General features: G+C 59.2%; 21 protein-coding genes, 4 tRNA genes and 2 pseudogenes. 10 read left to right on the top strand and 17 right to left on the bottom strand.

From position 1 onward, the window contains the following. Positions 1-5 precede the first annotated feature (5 nt). The gene (gene gorA, locus E8F20_RS12340; RefSeq protein ID WP_280283969.1) at positions 6-1364 is read right to left on the bottom strand and encodes a glutathione-disulfide reductase; all 1359 of its coding nucleotides are present in this window, start codon (positions 1362-1364) and stop codon (positions 6-8) included. A gap of 94 nt (positions 1365-1458) precedes the next feature. Here gorA and E8F20_RS12335 point away from each other — a divergent pair, with 94 nt between their 5' ends. After that, a complete protein-coding gene (locus tag E8F20_RS12335) occupies positions 1459-1881 on the top strand; it encodes a VOC family protein (RefSeq protein WP_280283968.1) in 423 nt (140 codons plus the stop codon). Positions 1882-2118: 237 nt separating this feature from the next. Here E8F20_RS12335 and galU read toward each other — a convergent pair whose 3' ends face one another. The 6 genes from galU to E8F20_RS12305 all read right to left on the bottom strand — a co-directional run bounded on the left by galU (position 2119) and on the right by E8F20_RS12305 (position 6356). Next, the gene (gene galU, locus E8F20_RS12330; protein ID WP_028628025.1) at positions 2119-2958 is read right to left on the bottom strand and encodes a UTP--glucose-1-phosphate uridylyltransferase GalU; all 840 of its coding nucleotides are present in this window, start codon (positions 2956-2958) and stop codon (positions 2119-2121) included. Positions 2959-3005: 47 nt separating this feature from the next. Continuing rightward, on the bottom strand, positions 3006-4367 hold the full coding sequence (locus E8F20_RS12325; RefSeq protein WP_280283967.1) for a UDP-glucose/GDP-mannose dehydrogenase family protein: 1362 nt from the start codon (positions 4365-4367) through the stop codon (positions 3006-3008). 110 nt (positions 4368-4477) lie between these two features. Beyond that, positions 4478-4762 (bottom strand): hypothetical protein, encoded by a 285-nt coding sequence (locus E8F20_RS12320; protein ID WP_280283990.1) that lies wholly within the window; start codon positions 4760-4762, stop codon positions 4478-4480. 597 nt (positions 4763-5359) lie between these two features. After that, positions 5360-5445: transfer RNA gene (locus E8F20_RS12315), tRNA-Leu, on the bottom strand. A 188-nt stretch (positions 5446-5633) separates the two neighbouring features. Beyond that, positions 5634-6119 carry a DUF2442 domain-containing protein gene (locus E8F20_RS12310; RefSeq protein ID WP_280283966.1) on the bottom strand — a complete coding sequence of 162 codons (486 nt, stop codon included), beginning with the start codon at positions 6117-6119 and terminating at the stop codon, positions 5634-5636. A gap of 3 nt (positions 6120-6122) precedes the next feature. Next, positions 6123-6356, bottom strand: a complete 234-nt coding sequence (locus E8F20_RS12305) for a DUF4160 domain-containing protein (protein WP_280283965.1) — start codon at positions 6354-6356, stop codon at positions 6123-6125. 594 nt (positions 6357-6950) lie between these two features. On the opposite strand from E8F20_RS12305, the gene E8F20_RS12300 reads away from it, so the two are divergent. Together E8F20_RS12300 and yghU are read left to right on the top strand one after the other, a co-directional pair. Further along, positions 6951-7409 carry a hypothetical protein gene (locus tag E8F20_RS12300; protein ID WP_280283964.1) on the top strand — a complete coding sequence of 153 codons (459 nt, stop codon included), beginning with the start codon at positions 6951-6953 and terminating at the stop codon, positions 7407-7409. 219 nt (positions 7410-7628) lie between these two features. Beyond that, positions 7629-8468: a glutathione-dependent disulfide-bond oxidoreductase gene (yghU, locus tag E8F20_RS12295; RefSeq protein WP_280283963.1), complete on the top strand. Its 840-nt coding sequence runs from the start codon at positions 7629-7631 to the stop codon at positions 8466-8468. A gap of 418 nt (positions 8469-8886) precedes the next feature. Here yghU and E8F20_RS12290 read toward each other — a convergent pair whose 3' ends face one another. Next, positions 8887-9360, bottom strand: a complete 474-nt coding sequence (locus E8F20_RS12290; RefSeq protein WP_280283962.1) for an Lrp/AsnC family transcriptional regulator — start codon at positions 9358-9360, stop codon at positions 8887-8889. Between the two features lie 121 nt (positions 9361-9481). Between E8F20_RS12290 and E8F20_RS12285 the strand changes: the two genes are divergently transcribed. From E8F20_RS12285 to E8F20_RS12265, 5 genes are all read left to right on the top strand, one after another. Next, the gene (locus tag E8F20_RS12285) at positions 9482-10663 is read left to right on the top strand and encodes a diaminopropionate ammonia-lyase (protein ID WP_280283961.1); all 1182 of its coding nucleotides are present in this window, start codon (positions 9482-9484) and stop codon (positions 10661-10663) included. Between the two features lie 686 nt (positions 10664-11349). Then, positions 11350-12510: a Xaa-Pro peptidase family protein gene (locus E8F20_RS12280; RefSeq protein ID WP_280283960.1), complete on the top strand. Its 1161-nt coding sequence runs from the start codon at positions 11350-11352 to the stop codon at positions 12508-12510. Between the two features lie 11 nt (positions 12511-12521). After that, positions 12522-13352 carry an ABC transporter substrate-binding protein gene (locus E8F20_RS12275; protein ID WP_280283959.1) on the top strand — a complete coding sequence of 277 codons (831 nt, stop codon included), beginning with the start codon at positions 12522-12524 and terminating at the stop codon, positions 13350-13352. A 66-nt stretch (positions 13353-13418) separates the two neighbouring features. Beyond that, entirely contained in the window at positions 13419-14933 is a 1515-nt protein-coding gene (locus tag E8F20_RS12270) for an amino acid ABC transporter permease/ATP-binding protein (RefSeq protein ID WP_280283958.1), read from the top strand. A 250-nt stretch (positions 14934-15183) separates the two neighbouring features. Then, positions 15184-16350, top strand: coding sequence for a M20 aminoacylase family protein (locus E8F20_RS12265; RefSeq protein WP_280283957.1), 1167 nt, complete (start codon positions 15184-15186; stop codon positions 16348-16350). A gap of 175 nt (positions 16351-16525) precedes the next feature. On the opposite strand, the pseudogene E8F20_RS12260 reads toward E8F20_RS12265, so the two are convergent. Then, positions 16526-16768 (bottom strand): annotated as a pseudogene (locus E8F20_RS12260) (DUF4113 domain-containing protein); the annotation flags it as partial. Positions 16769-16857: 89 nt separating this feature from the next. Here E8F20_RS12260 and E8F20_RS12255 point away from each other — a divergent pair. After that, a pseudogene (locus E8F20_RS12255) lies at positions 16858-17685 on the top strand (hypothetical protein). Between the two features lie 26 nt (positions 17686-17711). On the opposite strand, the gene E8F20_RS12250 reads toward E8F20_RS12255, so the two are convergent. The 7 genes from E8F20_RS12250 to E8F20_RS12220 all read right to left on the bottom strand — a co-directional run bounded on the left by E8F20_RS12250 (position 17712) and on the right by E8F20_RS12220 (position 23777). After that, a tRNA-Cys gene (locus E8F20_RS12250) sits at positions 17712-17785 on the bottom strand. Positions 17786-17826: 41 nt separating this feature from the next. After that, positions 17827-17902: transfer RNA gene (locus E8F20_RS12245), tRNA-Gly, on the bottom strand. 70 nt (positions 17903-17972) lie between these two features. Next, on the bottom strand, positions 17973-18533 hold the full coding sequence (pgsA, locus tag E8F20_RS12240; protein WP_280283956.1) for a CDP-diacylglycerol--glycerol-3-phosphate 3-phosphatidyltransferase: 561 nt from the start codon (positions 18531-18533) through the stop codon (positions 17973-17975). 32 nt (positions 18534-18565) lie between these two features. Further along, complete coding sequence (gene uvrC, locus E8F20_RS12235; protein ID WP_280283955.1) at positions 18566-20389, bottom strand: excinuclease ABC subunit UvrC; 1824 nt, start codon at positions 20387-20389, stop codon at positions 18566-18568. Position 20390: 1 nt separating this feature from the next. Beyond that, positions 20391-21035: a UvrY/SirA/GacA family response regulator transcription factor gene (gene uvrY / locus E8F20_RS12230; protein WP_280283954.1), complete on the bottom strand. Its 645-nt coding sequence runs from the start codon at positions 21033-21035 to the stop codon at positions 20391-20393. Positions 21036-21324: 289 nt separating this feature from the next. Next, positions 21325-21951 carry an SCO family protein gene (locus E8F20_RS12225; protein ID WP_280283953.1) on the bottom strand — a complete coding sequence of 209 codons (627 nt, stop codon included), beginning with the start codon at positions 21949-21951 and terminating at the stop codon, positions 21325-21327. 38 nt (positions 21952-21989) lie between these two features. Beyond that, a complete protein-coding gene (locus tag E8F20_RS12220; protein WP_280283952.1) occupies positions 21990-23777 on the bottom strand; it encodes a multicopper oxidase domain-containing protein in 1788 nt (595 codons plus the stop codon). A 478-nt stretch (positions 23778-24255) separates the two neighbouring features. On the opposite strand from E8F20_RS12220, the gene E8F20_RS12215 reads away from it, so the two are divergent. Beyond that, positions 24256-24456: a hypothetical protein gene (locus E8F20_RS12215; protein WP_280283951.1), complete on the top strand. Its 201-nt coding sequence runs from the start codon at positions 24256-24258 to the stop codon at positions 24454-24456. A gap of 72 nt (positions 24457-24528) precedes the next feature. Here the strand turns inward: E8F20_RS12215 and E8F20_RS12210 are convergent. Next, positions 24529-24618: transfer RNA gene (locus E8F20_RS12210), tRNA-Ser, on the bottom strand. Positions 24619-24731: the final 113 nt, after the last annotated feature.

Genomic DNA, 24731 nt, shown 5'->3' with positions numbered 1-24731 from the left:
CAGGGTCAGGCACCTACCGGAGTGCGCATGGTGACGAACTCTTCGGCAGCAGTGGGATGCACACCGATGGTTTCGTCGAAGATGCGCTTGGTAGCGCCGGCTTTGATCGCCACGGCCAGCCCCTGGACGATCTCTCCCGCCTCCGGGCCGACCATGTGGCAGCCGAGAACGCGGTCGGTTTCAGCGTCCACCACGAGTTTCATGAGGGTGCGCTCCTGGTTCTCGGTGAGGGTCAACTTCATCGGCCGGAAACGGCTCTCGAAGAGCTTCACCTTGTAACCCTTGGTGCGCGCCTGCTGCTCGGTCAGGCCGACGGTGCCGATATTGGGCAGGCTGAACACGGCGGTGGGGATGTGCTCGTAATCCACCGGGCGGTACTCCTCCGGCCTGAACAGGCGACGCGCCACGGCCATCCCCTCGGCCAGCGCCACGGGCGTGAGCTGCACACGGCCGATCACATCGCCCAGGGCAAGGATGGAGGGTTCGGCGGTCTGGAACTGCTCATCCACCTTCACGAAACCACGCTCGTCCAGCTCGACGCCGGTGTTCTCAAGCCCCAGGTTGTCGAGCATCGGACGGCGGCCAGTGGCATAGAAGACGCAGTCGGTCTCCAGATGACGGCCGTCCTTGAGGGTGGCCAGAAGGCTGCCATCGGCCTGTTTCTCGATGCGGGCGACGTCGGAATTGAATTGCAGGTTCAGCCCCTTCCTGCCCAATTCATCACGCAGGTGATGGCGCACGGAGTCATCGAACCCGCGCAAAAACAGCTCGCCGCGATAGAGCAAGGACGTCTGCGCACCCAAGCCGTGGAAAATGGACGCGAACTCGACGGCAATGTAGCCACCACCCACGACCAGCACGCGCTTGGGCAGTTGCTCGAGGAAGAAGGCCTCGTTGGAGCTGATGGCCAGCTCGCGGCCGGGGATGTCGGGGATCTGCGGCCAGCCGCCGGTGGCGATGAGAATGTTCTTGGCGGTGCAGCGTTGACCGGCGACGTCCACCGTGTGCGGGTCAACCAGTTTGGCGTGGCCTTCGAGCAGGGTGACGCCGCTGCTCACCAGCAGGTTGCGATAGATGCCATTGAGGCGGTGGATTTCGCGGTTCTTGTTGCTGATAAGGGTCGGCCAGTCGAAGCCGGCCTCGCCCAGCGACCAGCCGAATCCCTGGGCCTGTTCGAAGTCCTCGGCGAAATGGGCACCGTAGACCAGCAGCTTCTTCGGTACGCAGCCGACATTGACGCAGGTGCCGCCCAGGTAGCGGCTCTCGGCAATGGCCACGCGGCCCCCGAAGCCGGCCGCAAAGCGTGCCGCACGCACACCGCCGGAACCGGCACCAATCACGAAGAGGTCGAAATCGTAAGCCATGGCAAGTCTCCAGAAACAAGCCGCAAGCATACCGGAAGATCTGTCTCTGGCCAGTTGCCGGGCCTATTCTTGAGGCATCGAGAAGGAGAGTCCCATGCGCCCCACCCTCACCCATGTGGCCCTGCATGTACCGGAGCTGGAACCCTGCATCCGCTTCTACGCGGACTTCTGCGGCATGCGCGTGATCCACGAGCGCGCCGCCAAGGGTTCGAAGATCGTCTGGATGGCGGAACCCGGCAAGGAACACCAGTTCATCTTCGTGATCATGCCCGGCGGCCACGATCGCCACCTCGCCAACGATGACTACAGCCATTTCGGTTTCGCCGTGGACAGCCGCGAGCGGGTCGATGCCATTGCCACCCAGGCCGCGGCAGCCGGCTGCCTGATCTGGCCACCGCGAGACGAGCCCTACCCCGTGGGCTACTACTGCGGGCTGCGCGACCCTGCGGGCAACTATGTGGAGTTCAGCTACGGCCAGCCGCTTGGGCCGGGATCCGAGGCGTTGCCGATTCCCTAGAGTGCGCTGTGGGTACCGATAACAGGTTCGACACCGCGCGGCGCTCGAGCACTTCCGTTGTGGGGGCGATTTCAATCGCTATGCGGACCGCAGGTTCGCTCTTTGGCCATTCAGGAGGCAACTACGCTGCTCTCAGCGAATGAATTCGCCCCCACTAGAATTCGATCACAGGATCGACGTCATGTACCCGAAACTAAAAAGGCCGCCCGAAGGCGGCCCTCTGCCTGGCGTGGCCGATCAGTAGGCCTTGCCGGTCTTGTACAGGTTCTCGAAGCAGTAGTTGGTGGCTTCGATGTAGCCTTCCGCGCCGCCGCAGTCGAAGCGCTTGCCCTTGAACTTGTAGGCCAGTACGCAGCCGTCCTGCGCCTGTTTCATCAGCGCATCGGTGATCTGGATTTCACCGCCCTTGCCCGGTTCGGTCTGTTCGATGAGGTCGAAGATGTCCGGAGTCAGGATGTAGCGGCCGATGATCGCCAGGTTCGACGGAGCATCTTCGGGCTTGGGTTTTTCCACCATGCTGTTCACGCGGAAGATGTCGTCACGGATCATCTCGCCGGCGATCACACCGTACTTGGAGGTTTCCTCGCGCGGCACTTCCTGGATAGCGACGATGGAGCAGCGGAACTGGTTGTACAGCTTGACCATCTGGGTCAGGACGCCGTCGCCTTCCAGGTTCAGGCAAAGGTCGTCCGCCAGGACCACGGCGAACGGCTCGTCACCGATCAGCGGACGACCGCTGAGGATGGCATGACCCAGGCCCTTCATCTCGACCTGGCGGGTATAGGAGAAGCTGCACTCATCGATCAGGCGACGGATGCCGACCAGGTATTTCTCCTTGTCGGTGCCCTTGATCTGGTGTTCCAGCTCGTAGCTGATGTCGAAATGGTCTTCGAGGGCGCGCTTGCCACGACCAGTCACGATGGAAATTTCGCTCAGGCCAGCGTCCAGGGCCTCTTCAACGCCGTACTGGATCAGCGGTTTGTTCACCACTGGCAGCATTTCCTTGGGCATCGCCTTGGTCGCCGGCAGGAATCGGGTACCGTAACCGGCGGCGGGGAACAGGCATTTCTTGATCATTTCGATCCTTTGGGGTGGGTGTTATGGCGAATTGCCGCGCAGTCTAATCAGGCCGCAGTCGCCTTACAATGGCCGCTTGCAGGCCGTCCTATGCCCCGATAGAGGAAGCCTGCTTCGACCAGCTGCGCCGGCTCGTAGAGGTTACGTCCATCAAAGATCACGGGCATGCGCATAAGACCACGAATCCGCTCGAAGTTCGGCTGACGGAACTGCTTCCACTCGGTGACAAGCACCAGCGCGTCGGCCGCCTCGGCGGCGCTATAAGGGGAGTCCGCCAGCCGCAACTGGCCCGATTCCACGGCTTTGGGATAGCGAGCGGCAACCCCGGCACTGGCCGCAGGATCGTGCGCTTGCACCCGAGCACCGGCTTGCAGGAGCGCATCCAGCAGCACCAGGCTGGGCGCTTCCCGCAGGTCATCGGTGCCTGGCTTGAAGGCCAGCCCCCAGAGCGCCACCACCCTGCCCTGCAGGATGCCGTTGAAATGTTCGCGCAGAGCCTGGAACAGCAGGGTTTTCTGCAGCGCGTTGCGTGCTTCCACTGCCCGCAGGATGCCGGGTTCAATTCCCTCCTGCTCCGCGGTCCTGATCAGGGCGCGCACATCCTTCGGGAAACAGGAGCCGCCGTAACCACAGCCGGCATAGATGAAATGGGTGCCGATGCGCCTGTCACTGCCGACCCCTCGGCGGACTTCCTCGATGTCCACGCCCATTCGCGCGCAGATGCCAGCCATTTCATTCATGAACGAGATCTTGGTGGCAAGGAACGCATTGGCGGCGTACTTGGTGAACTCCGCGGCGCGAACGCTCATGGTAAGCACCCGCTCATGGTTGCGCAGGAACGGCGCATAGAGGCGACGCAGCTGCTCGGTGGCATCCGCTTCGTCACAGCCAATGATGACCCGGTCCGGGCGCATGAAGTCGTCGATGGCCGAACCTTCCTTGAGAAACTCAGGGTTACTCGCCACCTGGATCTTGAAGCCCAGGCCACGCGCAGCGAGGCCAGCCTGGATACGCTGGGCGACCCGCTCCGCCGTACCGACTGGCACGGTGGACTTGTCCACCACCAGGCAGGGCCGCTTTAGGCTGGCACCCAGCTCATCGGCCACGCCGAGCACATGGGAAAGGTCGGCGGAGCCATCTTCGCCACTGGGAGTACCGACAGCGATGAAGACGATATCGACCTGATCGATACCCTCTTCTATCTGTGCCGTGAAACTCAGCTGCCTGCTGGCGAGGTGGGCCTGGAGCATGGGTTCCAGACCAGGCTCGTAGATGGGGACCTGCCCCCGCTGAAGACGGGCCAGACGGAACGGATCGCGTTCGACGCAGCTCACCTGGTTACCCATTTCGGCAAAACAGGTAGCCGTTACCAAGCCCACATAACCCGCCCCAATCACGCATAGTCGCATGGACAGACCCTCCACCATTGATAGGCGGATTCCATCCAAGCTGCATGGCAAGACCGTGACGACGACGTGACAGTACGGAGAAACAACAACGGCCCGTAAGGGCCGTCTGGTCAGGGTTCTTGCGGCATTTCCGTCAGTTCAAGCTCCACCAGCGCTTCGGTGCTCTCGGGAAGGATAGGCACATCGCTGTAGCTGGCGAGCGCCTCCCAATGCTGGTCAAGCCCGGCGCCTATGGCAGCCAGGTGGTCGATCATGCGCCGTCCTGCACTCTTCACCGCCGGGTCCTCACTGCGCATCATCTCGAACGACATTTCACTCATTGCCGCCGTGAGATGGGTGAGGCTACGGGTGGTGAGGCTGAGCAAACGCACCAGGTGCTGCTCTTTCGATTCCATTCGATTTCCCTCTTTCGCCTGATCCATTCAGGCTCCCTGAAGCCAGCCAAAAAACAAACAATGGATACACCCCTCTGGCGCACCGCAATATCAGCGTTAGTCCGCTCGCAAGCGCCAAAGGTTCTGCACAAGGCAGAACGGAATTATTTCCGGCCCTGCGTCGGGTGAGCATATAGGAAGGACCGTCGAGCAGGTATCACCAGACACGAAAAGGCCCGCACATGGCGGGCCTGGAATTCGTAGTAGGCGGCCGGCGCTGGTTTCCGGCTTTCGAGGTTTATCAGGCATCCCACAGAAGCATGTAAGCGCTCCTGCTTCACACGGCGTAAGGGCTGGATCTCATCGGGGAGATCTTTCTAACCGTGTACCCTTCGGAACGCGCCCCACGTTTCCTCACTATCCGCTTGCGCATCAGTCTGCGTATCCACCTACTGATATTGAGGCTAGCAAAACCCTTTGCTTCCGACAGGACGTTTTTAGATCGTTTTCTTCCGGCCCGGAAATGTGCTGGAACTGAACGTGCTCTCGCAACCCCGGCAAAGAACTGGGTGACGAAAGAAAAGGCTCTAAGAGTGACCAGCAAGAACTTGATTTGAATGGTGCCCGGAGCGGGACTCGAACCCGCAAGCCCAAAGGGCGAAGCATTTTAAGTGCTCTGCGTATACCGATTTCGCCATCCGGGCAGGAGGAGGCATTGGTGCAGGGCGCTGATTTAAGCCCAAATAAAATTTCGAATCAATCACTTAGGCGTTGAACAGCACACCATTTGCTGCGCTTTCCTGGATCGCTCATGCCTGGGCGCCCGCAACTGTCCCAGTTGGCCCTGGATCGTCAGTCGCACTCAACGGCTGCGGCTACTAGCCGTCGAACATCATGCGATATGCCGCGCCTTTCTACCCTCGGTTTTATTCGCCTTCTTGCTCTTGTGCTCGAACTCCCAGCCCTTGCAGGCCAAGGCCACATGCTTGGGAATCAGCGCAGTGCCGCTGCTATAGGCGGTGATGGTGCGGCGGGTAAAGCCCAACTCGACGGCGGCAGTGGTCAACGACAATTTGTTAGCGGCCATCCAACGCTTGAACGCCTGAACAGGCATCACTTCACCGGCCTGCTCCAGCGCCAACCGGTATAGGGTGGTGGCCGCCAGTTCCAGGTCATTGTCCCAGGTCACATCGAAACCCCATTCACCGACCTGGGCGGTGCCGAACAGCGCCAGATCTTCCAGTGGTTTGAGGGCTGGGAAGCTGCGGATGTGCTCGCGAAGGTCAATGCTGTAGCGCTTACCGTTGGCGAACACCACCAGCAAGGCATGCTTGCCGGCAATGGGCTCCACGCTGCTGATCCTGGCTTTGCTGGTCATGGGTCAGTTCCTCCGGTTTTGCTCATCCCACACGCGCTGCAAATCAGCCGCATGGGCAGCCGCCCATACCAGGGCGGCCTTCAGGGCCTTGGGCTCGGCAGCTTTGCCGAGAACCTTGAGCACGTCGATCTCCACCAGCGACTCGCCGTCGGGCGTTTGCACATGGAAGTGCGGCGACACATGGTCGTCCGGGTAGACTTTGATTTTCCAGTTACGGTCGCTGTATACGGTGGCCACAGGCAAGATTCTAGGGAAAAATTTTCTCTAGCATCAGTCCCCCTATCGCGTACTGCCACTCTCCTAGGGGCACCTAGAGCTGGACTCGTGCCTACGGACCGCGCTCTGCATTGGGCCCCGATGGTTGCTGTGAGGCTCGCCCCTGCGAGCTTTCATCGCTTGAGTCTCCGCGCCGCGCCGGCGCTGCACGCTCCGCTTGCCCGGGCTGCCGCCCGCATTGTTCATCTCCCTCCTCCCTGTACCACTGACGAACTTCAGCGCGCCTCCCTGCGCACCCTTTTCGCACGCCCTGAACGATGACCTGGCTCGGCCAGGCCCTCCTGGGCTTACGGCGAAAAGGTCACTCAGCGAAGCAAGTTCCCACCATCAGCAACCAGGAGAAGCCTGAAATGAACAACAACACTCAGAAGCAACAGCAAAAGCCGGCTCAAGGAGCATCTCGCAAAGCAGGTCGGAGCATTTCGATGCAGATGGTGACGGTCGGGACGCGGGTGAGCTGTGCCCTGCTCTACTGTGGCCACGGCGTGATCTTTGCGATTCATGGTGCCCAAATGCCGGCGGGTGCCCTCCGATCCGAAGGAGCTGTTCGCGGCGTTGCTGGAACTGTCCTTGGAGGACTTGGCTGCCTTGTTTGCCGTGTGTGTCGGTACGGGTGTCGACGTGGTAAGCGACAAGGGCACCAAGGGCGACAGCGCCACCGATATGCTGGCCAGCACACTGGGCCTCGACATGCGGAACTGGTGGAAACCAACCGCAGAAAGCTACTTCATGCAGGTGCCGAAGGGTCTTTCCCTGGAGGCCATGCAGGTGGTTGCTCCGGCCGAAGTGGCTCGCCTGACCACCCTGAAGAAAGGCGACCTGGCCAGCGAGGCGGGTCGCTTGGCCGAAGGGATGGCTGCCGACGATCCTCACCAGCCACGAACCGCAGGCATAGGAGGCACCATGACCCAGCGCGCAGCACCACTGATGTGGCGCCACTCGCTCCGGTGGTGCTTGCCGCACAAACCGTGCCCAGGCCTCCGCGAGCTGTTGATTAGTTCAAACTGCGATTAATAAAGACCAGGGGGACGCTCCCCCTGAACCCCCATCCTTCTACACAAAGGGGCTAACCCCTTGTCATCCCCATTTTTCGCCGCAGCGGCGCAAGCAGAAGTTTCAGTCCTTGCGTCGGTGAATCGCCCCAAAACGCGCCATTATGTGCCTGGGGCGAACGGACCTTACTGCAGCAAGTTCCGAAAGCCCGTCGGCTGAGCCAACCATGAGACTGATCCCATGACCAAGGCACCGTATGTTCCACCCAAAGTGTGGCAGCACCTCGCTCCATCTGGTGGTGAGTTCGCCAATATCAACCGGCCGGTCGCCGGGCCAACCCACGAAAAGGAGCTGCCCGTAGGTGAGCATCCGCTGCAGCTCTACTCGCTCGCCACACCCAATGGCGTGAAAGTCACGATTCTGCTGGAAGAACTGCTAGCACTGGGGCACCGCGACGCCGAGTACGACGCCTGGCTGATTCAGATCACCGAAGGCGATCAGTTCTCCAGCGGCTTTGTCGAGATCAACCCCAACTCGAAGATTCCGGCGCTGGTGGACCGCAGTTCGGCAACACCTATCCGTGTGTTTGAGTCAGGCTCGATCCTGCTGTACCTGGCGGAAAAGTTTGCCCGGTTTCTCCCAACCGATCCGGTGGGCCGCACCGAGACCTTGAACTGGCTGTTCTGGCAAATGGGCGCAGCGCCCTACCTGGGAGGTGGCTTTGGGCATTTCTATGCGTACGCCCCGGAAAAGCTCAGATACCCGATCGATCGTTTCGCGATGGAGACCAAGCGGCAGCTGGATGTGCTGAACCGCCGACTCAGCGACCATCGATATCTGGCAGGCGACACCTACACGATCGCTGACATCGCCGTATGGCCCTGGTACGGCGCACTGGTGCGCGGGCACCTGTACTCGGCGGCTGAATTCCTTTCCGCCCATGAATACACTCACGTGCTGCGCTGGGCAGAGGAAATAGCCCAAAGGCCAGCAGTGAAACGTGGCCGGCGGGTGAATCGTGTCTGGGGTGACGAGACTGATCAGCTTCCCGAGCGCCACCGGTCGTCCGACCTGGATTAGCTCGGCTTCGTTCCATGATCTCTAGATTGGTGGTAACACGGTTGCTGCTGGCCAAAGCCGATCTCAATCAAGGCGTATGGTCACCACTTCAGCCATCAGCCTTCTGCCCCGCTTCTGCCAGCATCAACTGGCCGTAATCGGCCGATTCTGTTGAAAAACTCGCTTCAAGATTTCTGCCCACAAAAGTGCATTGCTTTCGCTGAAATCTGAGCGATCTCTCGGGGGCAGAACTGCCCTGGATTTCACGTAGCACCGCGCAAATCGGCCGCTTTTTTGGCTATGGAAAGGTGGTTCCGCCCAACACCGACTTTTTCAACACAATCAGCCAAAAGCGGACGGTCCCGTACCTGTTTAAGCGGCTCTCATTGTGAGTGTCTGAGATCTCCAGACAGGCTGGGGCGATTCATTCCAGTTCGCGCTAAAGCTTCAAATCAAGAGATACCTTCACACGCTCCATTGCTACGAATGTCCTAAACCGCCTGACGTTGCCTCCTTCAAAGAAGAGTTCACGGGTGAGTTGCTCATACTGTTTCATGTCTTTCACAGCCATGATCAAGATGAAGTCGATATCGCCGGTAACGTAGTAGCACTGCTGCACCTGGGGGCAGCTCAAAAACCGCTGGCGGATTTCGTCGAGTTGTTCCACCGCTTCGTTTTCGACCGAGACGTTCACGACGATTGTCGTGCTGACGCCAGTCAGTTCTGGCGAAAGAATGCTGCGGTCGGAAGAAATCACTCCGGTCTTGCGCAGGCGCTGCAGCCGCTTTGCTACTGCCGGTAGGGAAAGGTTTATTTGCTCGGCCAATTCCCTCATGGGAAGTTGGTTGTTCGATTGCACCAGCTCCAAAAGCAGGCGATCAAAACCGTCCACGGTAGGAGCAGCAACTTTCATGGGGATTCCTCAGTCAGCACGGTGGGAGAATTTTTATCATACCAAGGGCCAAATCAGAGACCCTTTATGAGGGCTACGAGAATACATTTCTCCCATCCTCCTCCTGCATGAAGACCGACCGATGCGTCTCTACATGAATGTTACTCAAACTCCGGCTGCTTCCTCTGCGCCGGATGCCTTCTCGCCCGTCGCCTTGGACAGCGTCTATACCAACCTCGCGCTCATCGATTACCAGGAGACCCCGCTGTACGAACTGCGTGGGTTGGCACGGCGATTGGGGGTCAGCAATATCCTGGTCAAGGATGAAGGGCAGCGTTCTTCTCTGCGCAGCTTCAAGGCCCTGGGTGGGGCACACGCGGTGGTAAGGCTGGTGCTCCAGGAAGTAGGCAAGCGCCTGGGCTGCAGCCTGCAACCAAGCGACCTAATGCGGGAAGACGTTCGAGCTGTCGCACGCACCTTGACCCTTTGCTGTGCGACTGATGGAAACCACGGCCGTTCTGTCGCGGCTGCAGCTCGCGTCGTCGGCTGCCGTTCGGTGATCTTCATTCACGAAGGTGTCAGCGAGAGCCGTGGGCAGGCGATTGGCGACCAGGGGGCCGAGGTTATCCGAGTCACTGGTAATTATGACGACTCCGTCGAGCATGCCTCCCGGATGGCCGAAGAGAACGGTTGGTACGTGGTATCCGATACTTCGTGGCCGGGTTATGAAGCCATTCCCACCTGGGTCATGCAGGGTTACCTCGTGATGGCGAACGAGGCCCTGAATCAGGCAACCGCTCTCGGCAAACCTGTCACTCATGTGTTCCTGCAGGCCGGGGTCGGCGGCTACGCGGCGGCAATCACGGCCTATCTGGTGAATGCCTTGGGTGAGCAGGCACCACGTGTGGTAGTCGTCGAGCCGGAGAATGCCGCGTGCCTCTATGCAAGCGCCGTCAAGAGAGAGTGCACTCGAATCGAGGCGCGCGACTCAACGATCATGGGCATGCTGGAGTGCTACGAACCCTCGCTGGTGGCCTGGCGAATCCTCTCCGAGCATGCGGCTGCGTTCATGACGATATCCGATGAGGCGGGTCTGCATGGCATGGCCAGAATGGCTTATCCGCTGAGCGGGGACCCGGTGATCTGTGGCGGTGAGAGCGGTGCGGCCGGGCTGGCAGGGCTGCAGTCTGCAGCAAACTCCGACATGGCAAGACAGTCCGTGGGGCTGGACGAAAACTCGGTCGTGCTGCTGTTCAACACCGAGGGGGCTACTGATGAGGTCTTGTATGAGTCGCTGTTGCTGAAGGCCAAGGCGCTGTTATGAACCGGCCCATCATCAACGGGGAACACAGGCTTTCGTGCCTGGGACACTTTGGGCGAACTGGCTGCTTTCCAGTCAGCGGCTGCATGCGCCCGACCGTGGCCGACGAGGGTGAAGGCTTCGGGAGCCGTTCGCTCCCTGACTCTGGCTAACCGAGGGCGGTACAGGTGCTGAGCGTAGGAATTGACCGCGCCCTGCGAGTCTCTGCCTCTCAGCAGCATCCCGATGTTGCAAGCGCTGGCACTTTCAATTCGCAGCCAAGCTGCAATCAATATGGTTCCGGAGTGGTCACGCTTTAGCGTTGATTGTCGCGTTGCCAATACCAGGGCGACTCGCAACGCCGATGCGTTAATTCTTGCGCATGCCAGAAAGGTAATAGAGCAGAGTTTCAAGCGGACACTTACCTGGCTGCCTCGATAATTGTTCGTTTCCTTTGCTTCGGGTTTATCTGTCGCCGCTGAAGATTAAGTAGTTCGTTCCGGCGCAACAAACATGCGACGCTAATTTTCTCCACCGCCACGTTGTTTATGCAAAGCAGAGCTGGCCTTGGCCACGCGCCAAGAAAAATGGCTCTGGATATTGGACCGGTGACAAAAGCCCGAGGGCTGGCTGAGTTTTTTTGACCGTTATCGAATATGGGATGAGTTCGTTTAAGTACTGCTGTTATTTATTAGTCTAAGGAGTAAGGCATGGGGCTCGCATTCTCCCCCGCGGAATTCGAAAGTCGCGTTTCGCGTGTTCAGGCTGAGATGAAAAATCATAATCTGGACGCGCTCTTGATCACGTCCCCAGCCAATTTCCGCTATTTCACAGGCTTGGACAGCCAGTTCTGGGAAAGCCCGACTCGTCCTTGGTTCTTCATCATCCCGGCAGACGGCATGTGCGTCGCTGTGGTTCCGGAAATTGGTGCGCCGCTGCTCAAGGGTAGTTGGATCGGCCAAACGTTGAGTTGGCCAGCTCCTCGCCCAGCGGATGAAGGCGTATCCCTGCTCAGCCAGGCCCTGCTGGCGCTACCTCGCCGCTACGGTCGAATTGGCATGGAAATGGGGCGTGAGTCGGTCGTCCGCATGCCACTCAACGATCTGTTCGCGCTAAAGGACAGCCTCAAGTCCACCACGTTGGTAGATGGATCACCTTGCATCTGGAGGGTGAGGGCGATCAAGTCCTGCGCTGAAGTCGACTACATCCGACAGTCCTGTTCCATCGTCAGTGACGCCTTCGACAAGTTGCCGTCCCATGCCCGCTGCGGCCAGACCGAACGAGAAATCTCCCAGGCTCTAGCCATCGATATCCTCGCTGGCGGTGCGCATGCCTTGCCTTTCGTGGCATCGGCGTCGGGGGCAGGTGGCTACGAGCAATTCATTTCGCGGCCGAGCGACCGCCAGATCGTCGACGGCGATGTGTTGATCATCGACGTCGGTGCAACGGTGAACGGCTATTTCTGCGACTTCGACCGGAACTTCGGTTTTGGCAACGTTGCCGATGCGGCCCTGCGTGCGAACGAGGCGGTCTGGGATGCCACCGAGGCCGCCCTGGCAGTCGCGCATCCAGGCACCAAGGTCGCCGAACTCTGGCGCACGATGATGGACGTGCTGGAACCGGCGGGGATGTTGGGCAGCAACGTTGGTCGCCTGGGCCATGGTCTGGGTCTGCAACTGACTGAGCCCCCGTCGCACATGCCGGGAGACGACACCACCCTAGAAGAGGGAATGGTCATCACGATCGAGCCTGGCATGGAGTACGCGCCAGGGAAAATGATCGCGCATGAAGAGAACGTCCATATCACGAGGTCGGGACCAGTACTGCTGACCCGACGTGCCCCCCGTGAAATGGCGATTATCACACTTTGAGGAGCCTCATCATGATCAATACCCGTGCGTTCAAAGGACTAGCTTTCTTGGCTAGTGCGTTCCTGGTTGCAAATGCCAATGCGGTCTCGGTCCAGCCTCTCAGGGAGGGCGTTCTGACCATTGGCTCCGATCTGTCCTGGGCACCCTTCGAGTACTTCGACGGTGACAAGCCGGCAGGCTTCGACATCGAGCTCATGGAGAAGATTGCCCGGGGAATGGGGTTGACGCCGGAGGTGGTGGATACGCGATTCGCGAACTTGGTTATTGGGTTATCCGGCAAGAAGTTCGACGTGATCGCCTCAGCCCTGTACATCACCCCCGCCCGCGCCGCGCAGATTGACTATGTGCCGTACCTGAAGACTGGGGGGGCGCTAATGACCCTTAAGGGAAGCGAGTACCGCCCCCAGCGGCCTGAAGACCTTTGCGGCAAGCGAGTCGCCTCGCTGAAAGGGGCCGCTTGGGTGCCAATGCTCGGCAAACTCTCAACCGAACATTGCGTTGCAGCAGGCCAAGATCCGATCGTGGTGCAGGAGTACGAGTCCTCTCCTGCCTCTGCGCAGGCGCTGCTGGCTCGGGCAGCTGATGTGCAGTTCGATGATGTTGCGGTTTCCCAAATGCTGGTGAAGCAGACTCGGGGAAGGCTGGAAATTACCTCTAACGAGCTTCTCGAGCCGGTCGTGATCGGACTCGGTGTGGCGAAGGGTAATACCGAACTGCTTAAGGCGCTAACCGACCAACTCGATCAACTGAGGAAAAGCGGTGAGTACCAGGCATTGTTGGCCGAGTACAACCTTCAGGAACCTACCGCTGAAGAAATCACCGCAGCGTACGTTGAAAAATAACAATTAAGTTTCCAGGCGAGTTCAATGCTCGCCTAGGAAATACCGCCCTTGGGGAGCCAATTTCTGATGATTTTCGATTGGAGTTATGCGTTAAGCCTTTTTGCCAATAAATCCTTCTGGGCAGCGACCTGGACCGTTATTCAACTAAGCGTCGCCTCATGGCTACTCGGAATTTTGCTGGGTTTCGCTCTGGCGTTGGCAAAACAGTCGTCGTACCGCTCCTTGAGCGCTGCCGCGGGATCATACATCTGGTTCTTTCGCAGTCTCCCACTGTTGGTCCTGTTGGTCTTCATCTACAACGTCCCCCAAGTGTTTCCATCCACCAGCGCTTGGCTCGGAAACTCCTTCATCGCCGGGCTCGTCGCAATGGTACTCAGCGAGGCCGCCTATATTGCCGAAATCCACCGCGGTGGCCTGCTGGCAGTACCGAAAGGACAGGTGGAAGCCGGCAAGGCGCTGGGCATTCGCTTTTTCGGTATTCAACGGATGATTGTGGTGCCGCAGGCATTTCGTATAGCCCTTCCGAGCCTCATCAACGAGTACATCTCGATCGTAAAACTGACTTCGTTAGTTTCGGTCATCTCGCTGGCCGAACTCCTGTTGGTTGGTGAGCGGCTCTATACCCAGAACTTCCTCATCCTGGAGACGCTGGCTGCGGTGGCGTTTTACTACGTCCTGATCGTGACCGTTTTTGGGCTCGCCCTAAAGGCTCTGGAGCGCAAGCTGGATATCACCCGACGAACCCCAAGCATAGCACCAGAACTGGGGGCGACAGCGGCGCAGGTCAGCTTCCACACTAGGCTGGAGCCCAAGGGTGAGTATGCGCTGGAACTGCGTAAAGGACTTAAATCCTACGGTTCCAACGAGGTACTGAAGGGAGTAGACCTGAAGGTGAAATGGGGCGAGGTCGTCTCCATCATCGGCCACTCCGGGTCGGGTAAAACGACCCTTATTCGTTGCCTGAACGGTCTTGAGACCCTCAACGGCGGTACTGTCTTGTTGCAAGGCGAACCCTTCTTGCGCGGTAGCGAAGAGGCAGAGAAATCGCACCGAACCCGACGGAATCAGGCGCGGATCGTTCACGTGGGTATGGTGTTTCAGAGCTTCAATCTCATCGCGCATCGAACCGTGCTGCAGAACGTGATGATGGGCCCGCTCTATCACGAGCATGACAGCCGTGAATCCATCCGACGCCTGAGTCTGGCTATGCTGGCCAAGGTCGGACTCATCGAGCACGCCTACAAGTATCCCCACCAGCTTTCAGGCGGGCAGCAGCAACGTGTGGCGATCGCACGGGCCCTCGCGATGCAGCCTGCAGTGATGCTCTTCGATGAGCCCACGTCTGCACTTGATCCCGAGCTCGTTGGCGAGGTGCTCAAAGTTATCAGCCAACTCGCGGAAGAAGGGATGACAATGGTCATCGTCACTCACGAAATGAGCTTTGCCTTCGGCGTGTCGGATCGAGTGGTCTACATGGAGCATGGCCAGGTCATACACGACGCTCGGCCGGAGGAACTCCTGCAACAGGCCGGTTCATCACGACTAGAGAAGTTCATCGCAGCTGTAAAGCAGGTGGCCTGATGCGAACTAGGTATGACCTGTATCGGGTCCCCCTGCGGCGGACAACGACAGCGCATCGCCATGGGCAACGCTTCACCCACTCGGACAGCGCCCGCGTTCGTCAATTATCTCTCGCTATCGCGCAGCGGCGGCCTAGTAACCGGCCGCTGAGCAGGCCATGCGCCGAGGAGGTCTCTCGGGAGATTGGGCGCCCGCCTGATACCACAGCGACCTCGCCGGCCCTGGATTATCTACTTGGAGTCCCCGAACAATGCATATCGAATCCGCATTCCAGCAACGTCTCGTCGAATGGCGCCACCACCTTCACCGAAATCCGGAGATAGGGTTCGAGGAGGTCAATACTTCCGACTTCGTTGCGGATGCGCTCCAGGCAATGGGGCTGGAGGTCCATCGTGGTATCGGTGGCACTGGCCTGGTGGCCAACCTGAGCGTTGGGAACAGCCCGGCGGCGATCGGTATTCGTGCGGATATGGATGCATTGCTCATCCATGAGGCTGCTCCAGAACGCAGCCATGCTTCCTGCATCAAGGGGAAAATGCATGCCTGCGGTCACGACGGGCACATGGCCATGGTGCTGGGCGCCGCCGAACTGCTGAGTGCCCGACGCGATTTCAACGGCACAGTCCGCTTCATCTTTCAGCCCGCAGAGGAGCATGGGCGAGGTGCCAAAGCAATGATGGCCGATGGATTATTCGAGCGTTTCCCCGTGGATGCCATCTATGGCGCCCACAACATGCCTGGCATACCTGCCGGCCACATCGGGACGCGAGCGGGTGGAATCATGGCGAGCGAGGACAACTTCGTCATTCGCATCAAGGGCAAAGGCACCCATGCGGCCAGACCGCATATGGGGATAGACCCCATGGTGGTCGGGGCCGAGATCATTCTGGCGCTACAGACGATCGTATCGAGAAATCTCGACCCCAGTCTGCCCGCGGTCATTTCCTGCACCGAATTCATCACCGACGGGATTCGAAATGCCATACCGACGCATGTAACCATCAAGGGTGACACTCGCAGCTACAGCCCAGAGGTCCAGCAACTCCTGGAGCATCGAATGCGGGAGATCAGCGAAGGTATCTGCGCCATTCATGGCGCCGCGTGCGAGTTTGAGTACACACATGAATTCGTGCCAACCGTTAACTGGGCCGCCAATACCGCCATCGCTGTCGAAGCGGCGCGTAACGTGGTCGGCAGTGCGTCACTGGACGCGGATGTCCAGCCCGTGATGATCTCCGAAGATTTCGGCGCGTTCATCCAGAAGGTGCCAGGGTGTTTCGTCTTCATCGGTAATGGCGCATCCGGGCAAGACGGAGCGGTCCCGCTCCACAACGCCACCTACGATTTCAACGACGCCATCTTAGCCACTGGTGCCCGCTACTTTGCCGAGCTCGCGCGAGTTAGTTTGCCGCGCTGAGGTGACTGGATGCCGTGAGGCGAGCAGGTGTCGCGGCCATGCGGTCGCTGTGCATCTGTCCGCCGCTGACCAGGAGCGAGTCGGTTGCAGCGAAGCAGACAGCGGCAGTGGGCCGCGACAGCGGGAATTGATTAGGGGCCATAGTGGCGTCGCCTCAGCCGAGGCAGAACGCCACGGGCATTCTGCCTGGTCTGACAGTCCCCCTACCCCACCTTGCATTGATCGCGTCCACCACCGCCATGGCCTTGCTGGCCCGCTCGGGCTGGACGAGCGCAAACAGGTCCGGCGTGAATTCACCTGGTTGGCGTAGATCCATCAGCAACACTTCCGCCTTGCTGAAGGCGAAGCCGGGACGGTAGATCAGTTCCAAGCCGTCGGACTCAGCCTTCGTGATTAAGCGGGTATCGCCGGTGGGATATGCCCGACTTCGGCTCGCGGGAGTCACGCCGAACGCCTCAACTGCTGCGGCAGAACCGTGGAGCCTGGACCTGTCGAAAGTGAACTGATATGCGACCGAGGGGACCATCGAACAGGGATTTACCACCCAGAATGCTTCGCCGCGTGAGGAATCGGCGCAGCGGCAAGCTCTGGGTGGGCTACTACTACGACGGGCGCGACGAAAACGGTAGGCGAAAGGAGATTCCACTCGGGACCGATCTGGACGAGGCCAGGATCGAATGGGCACGCCTGGAGCGGAAGGTAATACCGAAGCCTCAACACCTGATGGGTGCGATTTTCGACAAGTTCGAGCGGGAAATCATCCCGGGGAAGAAACCGCGCCCCCAACAGGACAACCGGAATGAGCTTAAACAGTTGCGAAAGGCCTTCGAATCGGCGCCGATCAATGCCATCACGCACATCTCGGAAGAATTCCTGCTGGTAGGCCAAGGCAAAACTGGCCAGCGCCTGCGCATCCGGCTCACCGATGGAGGGAAGGCCACAGGGCTTGGGGCATTCCTGGATGACCTGCTCGAACGGCGAGCCTTGAACGGCATCAAAGGCTCACACCTGATCACGAACACCAGCGGCCTGCGCATGAGCTACCCGATGCTGCGGAACCGCTGGGATGAGGCACGCGCGGAAGCTGCCAGGAGGACTGCTGAAGATTGAAAAATGGATCTGGTGGAACATATCCGACAGTTCCAGTTCCGCGATATTCGTCCGAAAGCGGCGAGCGAGATCGACGACCTGGGTCATGCCAGTCGACTGCTTGGGCACTCAAAAGAGCAGATCACCAAGACCGTCTACAGGCGCGTCGGCGAGATTGTCGAACCCACCAGATGCCCCTTGGTTGCGGAAACTACACTTTCCGAAAGGCAAGAAAAAGCCCCGTAGACTTTTGATCTACGGGGCTTTTTAGATGGAGGCCGAAGTCGGAATCGAACCGGCGTACACGGATTTGCAATCCGCTGCATGACCACTCTGCCATCCGGCCTAAACGATAACGCCGCTTGCGGCGGCGTCATCGCGTGAAACTGGAGCGGGAAACGAGACTCGAACTCGCGACCCCGACCTTGGCAAGGTCGTGCTCTACCAACTGAGCTATTCCCGCTTTGTCGTGTTGACGGGCGCCATTCTATAGATTCATGAACAGCCGTCAACCCCTTGATTCAAAAAAACTTTTATTTTCCCTTCGGGTCCGTGCTGAGGTGCGGCAGGGCCGCCAGCAGGTAGTGCAGCATCGACCAGAGCGTCAGGGCCGCGGCCAGGATAAGCAGGAAATAACCGATCGCCACCCAGAAGGTGAACAGCGGTGGGTTAGCCAGCAGGATGACCAGTGCCAGCATTTGCGCGGCTGTCTTCCATTTGCCCAGGCTGGATACAGCCACATGGGCACGAGCGCCAAGCTCTGCCATCCACTCGCGCAAGGCCGATACCACGATCTCGCGACCGATGATGATCGCCGCCGGCAAGGACAGCCAGAGGTTGTGATGCTCCTCCACGAGTAGAACCAGCGCCACCGCCACCATCAGCTTGTCAGCAACCGGGTCGAGGAAAGCGCCGAAGGGCGTGCTCTGCTGCCAGCGCCGGGCCAGGTAACCATCGAACCAGTCAGTGATCGCCGCAATGGCGAAAACTGCGCTGGCTGCCAGGTAGCTCCAGGAGAACGGCAGATAGAAGAGCAGTATGAAAACGGGAATGAGCAGTACGCGAAGAACGGTGAGCAGGTTAGGAATATTCATCGTTACGGCTGGTTTTGAAGGAAGGCCGCATTCTACTCGCTGTGCAGGGCTGCATAAATCGACTCAGCAAGCTTTTTGCTGATACCGGGTGCCTTGGCGATTTCCTCGATGCTGGCCCGACTGAGTTCCTGCAGTCCACCAAAATGCTTGAGCAGCTCCCGACGGCGCTTAGGCCCTACCCCGGCCACCTCTTCCAGGCTGGACGTGCGACGCGCTTTGCCACGTCGTGCACGGTGCCCGGTGATGGCAAAGCGGTGCGCCTCGTCGCGGATCTGCTGGATCAGATGCAGTGCAGGCGAATCCGCCGGCAAGGTGAACTCGTGGGCTGCATCGTTGAGGTAGAGGGTTTCGAAGCCTGGCTTGCGGGTGACGCCCTTGGCGACGCCAAGCAGAATCAACTCGGGCACTGCCAGCTCCCTGAGCACTTCCTGAGCCATGGCGAGTTGGCCTTTGCCACCGTCCACCAGCAAAATGTCAGGTAACTTGCCCTCCCCCTCCTTCAACTTGCTGAAACGACGCGACAGCGCCTGGTGCATGGCTGCGTAGTCGTCTCCAGCGGTAACGCCTTCGATGTTGTAGCGACGATAGTCCGACTTCAGCGCGCCCTCAGGCCCAAACACCACGCATGAAGCCACGGTGGCTTCTCCGCTTGAATGGCTGATGTCGTAGCACTCCAGTCGCTGCGGCGTCTCATCCAGGCCAAGGGCCTCGGCTAGCGCTTCGAAACGTGCCGCAGTGTGTTGCCGGTTGGCCAGCCGCGCGGCCAAGGCCTGTTCGGCGTTGGTGACGGCCAGCTGTTGCCAGCGCGCACGGGTACCACGCACCCGATGGCTGATATCCAGCTCACGACCGCGCAACTCGACCAGCGCGGCGATCAGCGTCGGGAAGTCTTCGTGAGTCGTGTTGACGATCAATTCACTGGGCAGGTCCCGGTCGTGATTGCTCAGGTAGTACTGGGCAATGAACGCCACCAGCACATCGGCAGCTTCTTCTTCGATACCAACCTGCGGGAAAAAGTGCTTGCTGCCCAGGACACGGCCACCGCGCACACTGATCAAATGCACGCACGCTCCACCCGGTGTCGCGATCGCAGCCACCACATCGATGTCGCCGGTGCCACCTTCCATGCTTTGCTGGTCCTGCACTCGGCGCAGGATGGCGATCTGGTCACGCAGCTCGGCAGCCCGCTCGAAATCCAGCCGTTGCGCCGCGGCTTCCATCTCGACGGAAAGCTCTTGGCTCAAGACGTTACTACGCCCCTCGAGGAACATCACCGAGTGACGCACGTCCTCGGTGTATTCAGCCGGGTCTACCAGCCCCACGCAAGGGGCCTTGCAACGCTTGATCTGGTACTGCAGGCAGGGCCGGGTGCGATTCTTGTAGTAGCTGTCTTCGCACTGACGAACCAGGAACGCCTTCTGCAGCAGGTTGAGGCTTTCGCGAATAGCACCCGCACTGGGGTATGGTCCGAAATAACGCCCTTTCTGCTTCTTCGCCCCACGGTGAATGCTCAGCCGCGGGAAATCGCCGTCGCTGAGGTGTACGTAGGGATAGGACTTATCGTCCCGCAGCAGGATGTTGTAGGGCGGCCGCCATTCCTTGATCAGCGTCTGCTCCAGCAGCAGCGCTTCGGTCTCATTGGCAGTGATGGTGGTCTCGACCTGGACGATACGCGCTACCAGGGCGGCGGTCTTGGGCGCCAGGCCAGTCTTTCGGAAGTAGCTGGCAAGGCGCTTCTTCAGGTTCTTCGCCTTGCCTACATAAAGCAGTTTGCCGCCCGCATCGAGCATCCGGTAAACACCCGGACGACCGCTGCAGGCGGCAAGGAACGCACTCGCGTCGAAGGATTCGGACATCTTAGCTGACGGCGTCTACCATGCCGTGTCGAACAGCCAGCAGCGCCAGCTCCACGTCGCTGGAAATGGCAAGCTTGTCGAAGATCCGGTAGCGGTAGGTATTCACTGTCTTCGGCGACAGACAGAGCTTGTCGGAAATACTCTGCACTTTCTGGCAGTTGGCGATCATCAGGGCGATCTGGATTTCGCGCTCCGACAGCAGATCAAAGGGCGAACCACTGGCCTGGGGCTGGAAGGACTTGAGCGCCAGTTGCTGGGCAATCTGCGGACTGATGAAACGGTGGCCGGCGAAGACCTGGCGAATCGCCTGGATCATTTCTTCCAGAGCAGCACCCTTGGTCAGGTAACCCGCCGCGCCAGCCTGCAACAACCGGGTCGGGAATGGATCTTCCTCGCAAGCGGTCACCGCCACGACCTTGAGGTCCGTGTGGCTACGCAGGAGCTTGCGAGTCGCCTCGAGCCCGCCGATGCCAGGCATTTTGACATCCATCAGGACCACATCGGGCTTGAGTTCCCGTGCTTTTTTCAGGGCTTCCTCGCCGCTGTCGGCCTGCCCTACCACCTGCAGGCCGTCGACATCGGCCAGCATGCGGGTAATCCCCGTTCTAACAAGATCGTGGTCATCGACCACCAGCACCCTAATCAAGCGACACCTCTCAGTGCATCGCGCGCTGCCTTGGCAGCAAGCTTGTTCAAATGAGGCTCACATTAGCAAATGACCGGAGAATGACCTAGCGCCAGATGCATTTGCCGTCAAACGATCAGCGCCAATTTATCAACCAATGAAAGCCATGCATATGACTTCGCAGACGCCGCGCGCCAGAAAAACCCCAATAATCACAATGCACTATCGAGCTTTTCAATGAAGAGGATGAAGACATGGAGGCAGCCAATGCGAGGGCGCCCCTGTTAAGCCAGGGACACCCTCGTGCTTCTCAGGAAGCCGCGTTCCATTCGCGGTCTACATGGTTCAGCGTAGAGAGGATGTGCTTCGGACCGGTCAGTGCCGGCGCCATGGTCCAGCGCTCGTAATTGTCGTTCCCCATACGCACGAGACCGGTATGACTGGTCAGATTGCGATCGACCTCAGGGTCAACGTCATAGAAGCCCAGGCTGAAACGAATGGCCTCGATATCTTCCGGGTCTCCGGTAAGGAACTCCCAGCCCCGGCCGATGTGGTACTTCTCGACATAGGCCTTGAGCTCATCGGGCGTATCCAGCAGCGGCTGCAAGGTGATGGAGTGCATGAACACACTCCGCCCTACCCGGTCACCCAGCAGTTGCTGGAACTGGCGCAAGTTTGCCGTCATGGTCGGGCATTTGCCGGTGCACTGCGTGTACATCATGTTGAAGGTAACCACCTTGCCGCGGATGAGGTCGTCGTAAAACCTCACTTTGCGACCTGCGTGGGTGTAAAGCGTGACATTGGGAAAGGGAATCGCCCCGGCACTGCGTGCTGAAGCGGTATCGACCAGGCCACCACTGCCGCGAGTGGCGGCCCAACCAGCCAGCAAGGCAGCCGCGCCACCGAAGCCAGCCAGCATCTTTCTTCGCGTGTTCATGATGATTCCTCCCACCTCGAAGTTGCCCTGCATTGGCTTCAGACGATGTCCCAGCGCAGCATCATGGCGTGGTCTTCGTGGATCAGGTTGTGGCAGTGCATGGGGTACTTGCCCTTGTAGTCGCGGAAGCGCAGGAACACCCGCAACGTGGTAAGAGGCTCGACCACAAAGACATCCTTGCGCCCCCGTTCGTGGACCGGGATGGGCACACTGACGCCCTTGACGATCTTCTGCAGGATTCGTCCTTCCTCGAAGTGAATATGAATGGGATGGCTCCAGCCATCGTTGACGTTGGAGAGCTCCCAGATCTCATAACCGCCCTTGGGTATCTGTGCCCGCGGACTGTTCACATCGACGAACTTCCCGTTGATCGCCCACATGCCCTTGTCGCGCTCGAAGATCCAGCGCCGTACCGGCGCTGAGCTGATCTCCGCCTGGGTGATCAGAGGCAGAGGTCGCAAGGTACTTGGAACCCGACTCAAATCCTGGGCCGGCGGGTAACGGTCAACAATGATTTTCAGCACCCGGTCGCCAGGTTCCTTGATGTCCTTCGGTAGCCGGGTTTCTATCTGACGCATGCGGTTAACCAAATACAACTGGGTCCCGATCACGTACTTCGAGAAGTCGACCACTATGTCCGCGCGCTCAGCCACGCCCAGGGTCACATTGGTCTGGTTGAGCAGCGGAGCCGGGAACAAGTTGCCGTCATTGGAGATGTGGGTGAACCTCTGCAACACGTTCGTCGGCGATACCAGGGCGAAGTTGTAGAAGCGGCTCGGACCGGTATTCAGCAGACGGAAACGGTACTTGCGTGCCGCGACCCGCAACACCGGCTCGATGCGACCATTTACCGCCACCTTGTCACCCAGCACGCCCTCCGGATTGACCTGGTCATAGAACAGCCTTCCGTTCGCATCGAAACGCCGATCATTGAAATTGAGCGGATAGTCGTACGGGTGACTCGGCAGGCGCAAAGCACTGGGGTTCGGATCAGCCTCATTGCCCGAGTCCAACTCGTCGAAGAGGTAGTAAAACCCTGCCAGCCCGAGATAAAGGTTGGGCGCAGTGAAATCCAGGGTGTGATCGTGATAGAAGAGCGTGCCCAAAGCCTCGGTCGGATCACCCAACAAGTCCTGGCGAGCCTCGAAGCCGGCCTTGACATTGGAATAGAGGTGATCCTTGAAGCGACCATTGGCCGACAATGTCGGGCCATGCTTGTTGGGGCTGTAGTAGTCGCCTGGAAAACCATCGCTTTCCGACCCGCAATGCAGATTGTGCAGGTGGGTGGAAATCTCTGGGGTACCGAACCCCACATGGTTCTGCGGCAGCTTGTTGTGGATGCGGCAGATCAAAGGACGCCCGTAGCGCGCAAAAAAAGTTGCGCTGGGCATGGTCCAATCCGGATTGCTGTTGGCCTGATAGCCCCAGATTCGCTGCGGCGGGTAGGACGGGCTATAGACCCAGTCGTTTCGCTCCGTCGCACTGATCTCGTAAAGCAATGCACCTGGCGCGAACTGCGCCCAGCGCTGATGGGGATTACGCCCCGCCTCACCAGCAGCGATATTGGCGACTTCAGTCGGCGCAGGGCTCAGAGACGACACTGTTCCCAGTGGATTCACTTGCCTGGGCAACTCGTGGGCCCAGGGCACAGTGGGTGGACTCGGCGGAAATACAGGTACCGCAGTTTCCGACTGGGCCCTAGTACCCGTCATCAGTAGCGGCGCCGCCATAGTCGCTGCCGTCAGTTTCAGAAATTTCCGTCTCCCCTCGCCGTCAGCCAGATCCTTGGGCCGACCTGTCGCGTGCTCGCTGTCAGGGCATTTCATGACTCTCTCCAGTTGCTGACCTTCGACACTGGACGGACGCCTGAAGGCATCTCTGATGGAAACTGCACCAGTGAAGACATGGGCTATTTGAGCTGTTGCTCATCTTGTTTAGCGCCGCAGAATGTCAATAACCTGACTAAAGTACATATGTTACGAAATGTAAACGCCACACAGTCAACGTAATGACACGCCTGTCCGCCAAGCTCGAAAAGTGCAGCAAAAGACGCGAAATATTCGCGCGGCCACCACCGTAGACTCCGATGGGACCTGATCGAAAGGAAGCTGGCGCCGTGTAGCCAACAGCCTCCCGAGGGGCTGTGGACCACGGCACGCCCATGCCAGTACGTCCGGGAAGCGCAAGTGCGACTGCTGAAGTGCCAGAGTCGCTGAAATGATCCGTAGCGACTGGGTGGTTGCGAGATCAGCCAACTCTGGCTATCAAAAATGTTCCACTTCTTTCCCTACAAGGAGTTCCACCATGAGTGCACGCTTCTCGGTGAAAAGAATCCCGCGAGCAGACGCCAGAGGAATCAGAAATAGCGAAGTTCTCGGAGGAACGGCGATGGATGCTTACTGGTACCGCATCATCGACAGAGCGACTGGCGACTACGTCGGCACCAAACATCAGGACGAGACCCTGGCCAACAACGAGTGCGAAAAGCTGAACACCAGGACGTGAGCCACACAAACGTATTTTGCCAGCCCCAGAAACGAAAAAGCCCCGTGAATCGGGGCTTCTCTGTATTTAAGATGGCGGAGGCGGTGAGATTCGAACTCACGGAAGAGTCTCCCCTTCGGCGGTTTTCAAGACCGCTGCCTTAAACCACTCGGCCACACCTCCGCTTGCGCGGGGCGCCATAGTACCGGAACGCAACACGCTGTCAAACTCTTGCATTTGGCCCTTCTCACGCCTCTGATAATATCCAGGTCTGACCAAGGTCACGGAAACCAATC

Source organism: Pseudomonas sp. BN415, from assembly GCF_029871195.1.
GTDB lineage: Bacteria > Pseudomonadota > Gammaproteobacteria > Pseudomonadales > Pseudomonadaceae > Metapseudomonas > Metapseudomonas resinovorans.
Note: the sequence above shows the minus strand (reverse complement) of the source record. Positions and strands in the feature narration are given on the sequence as shown.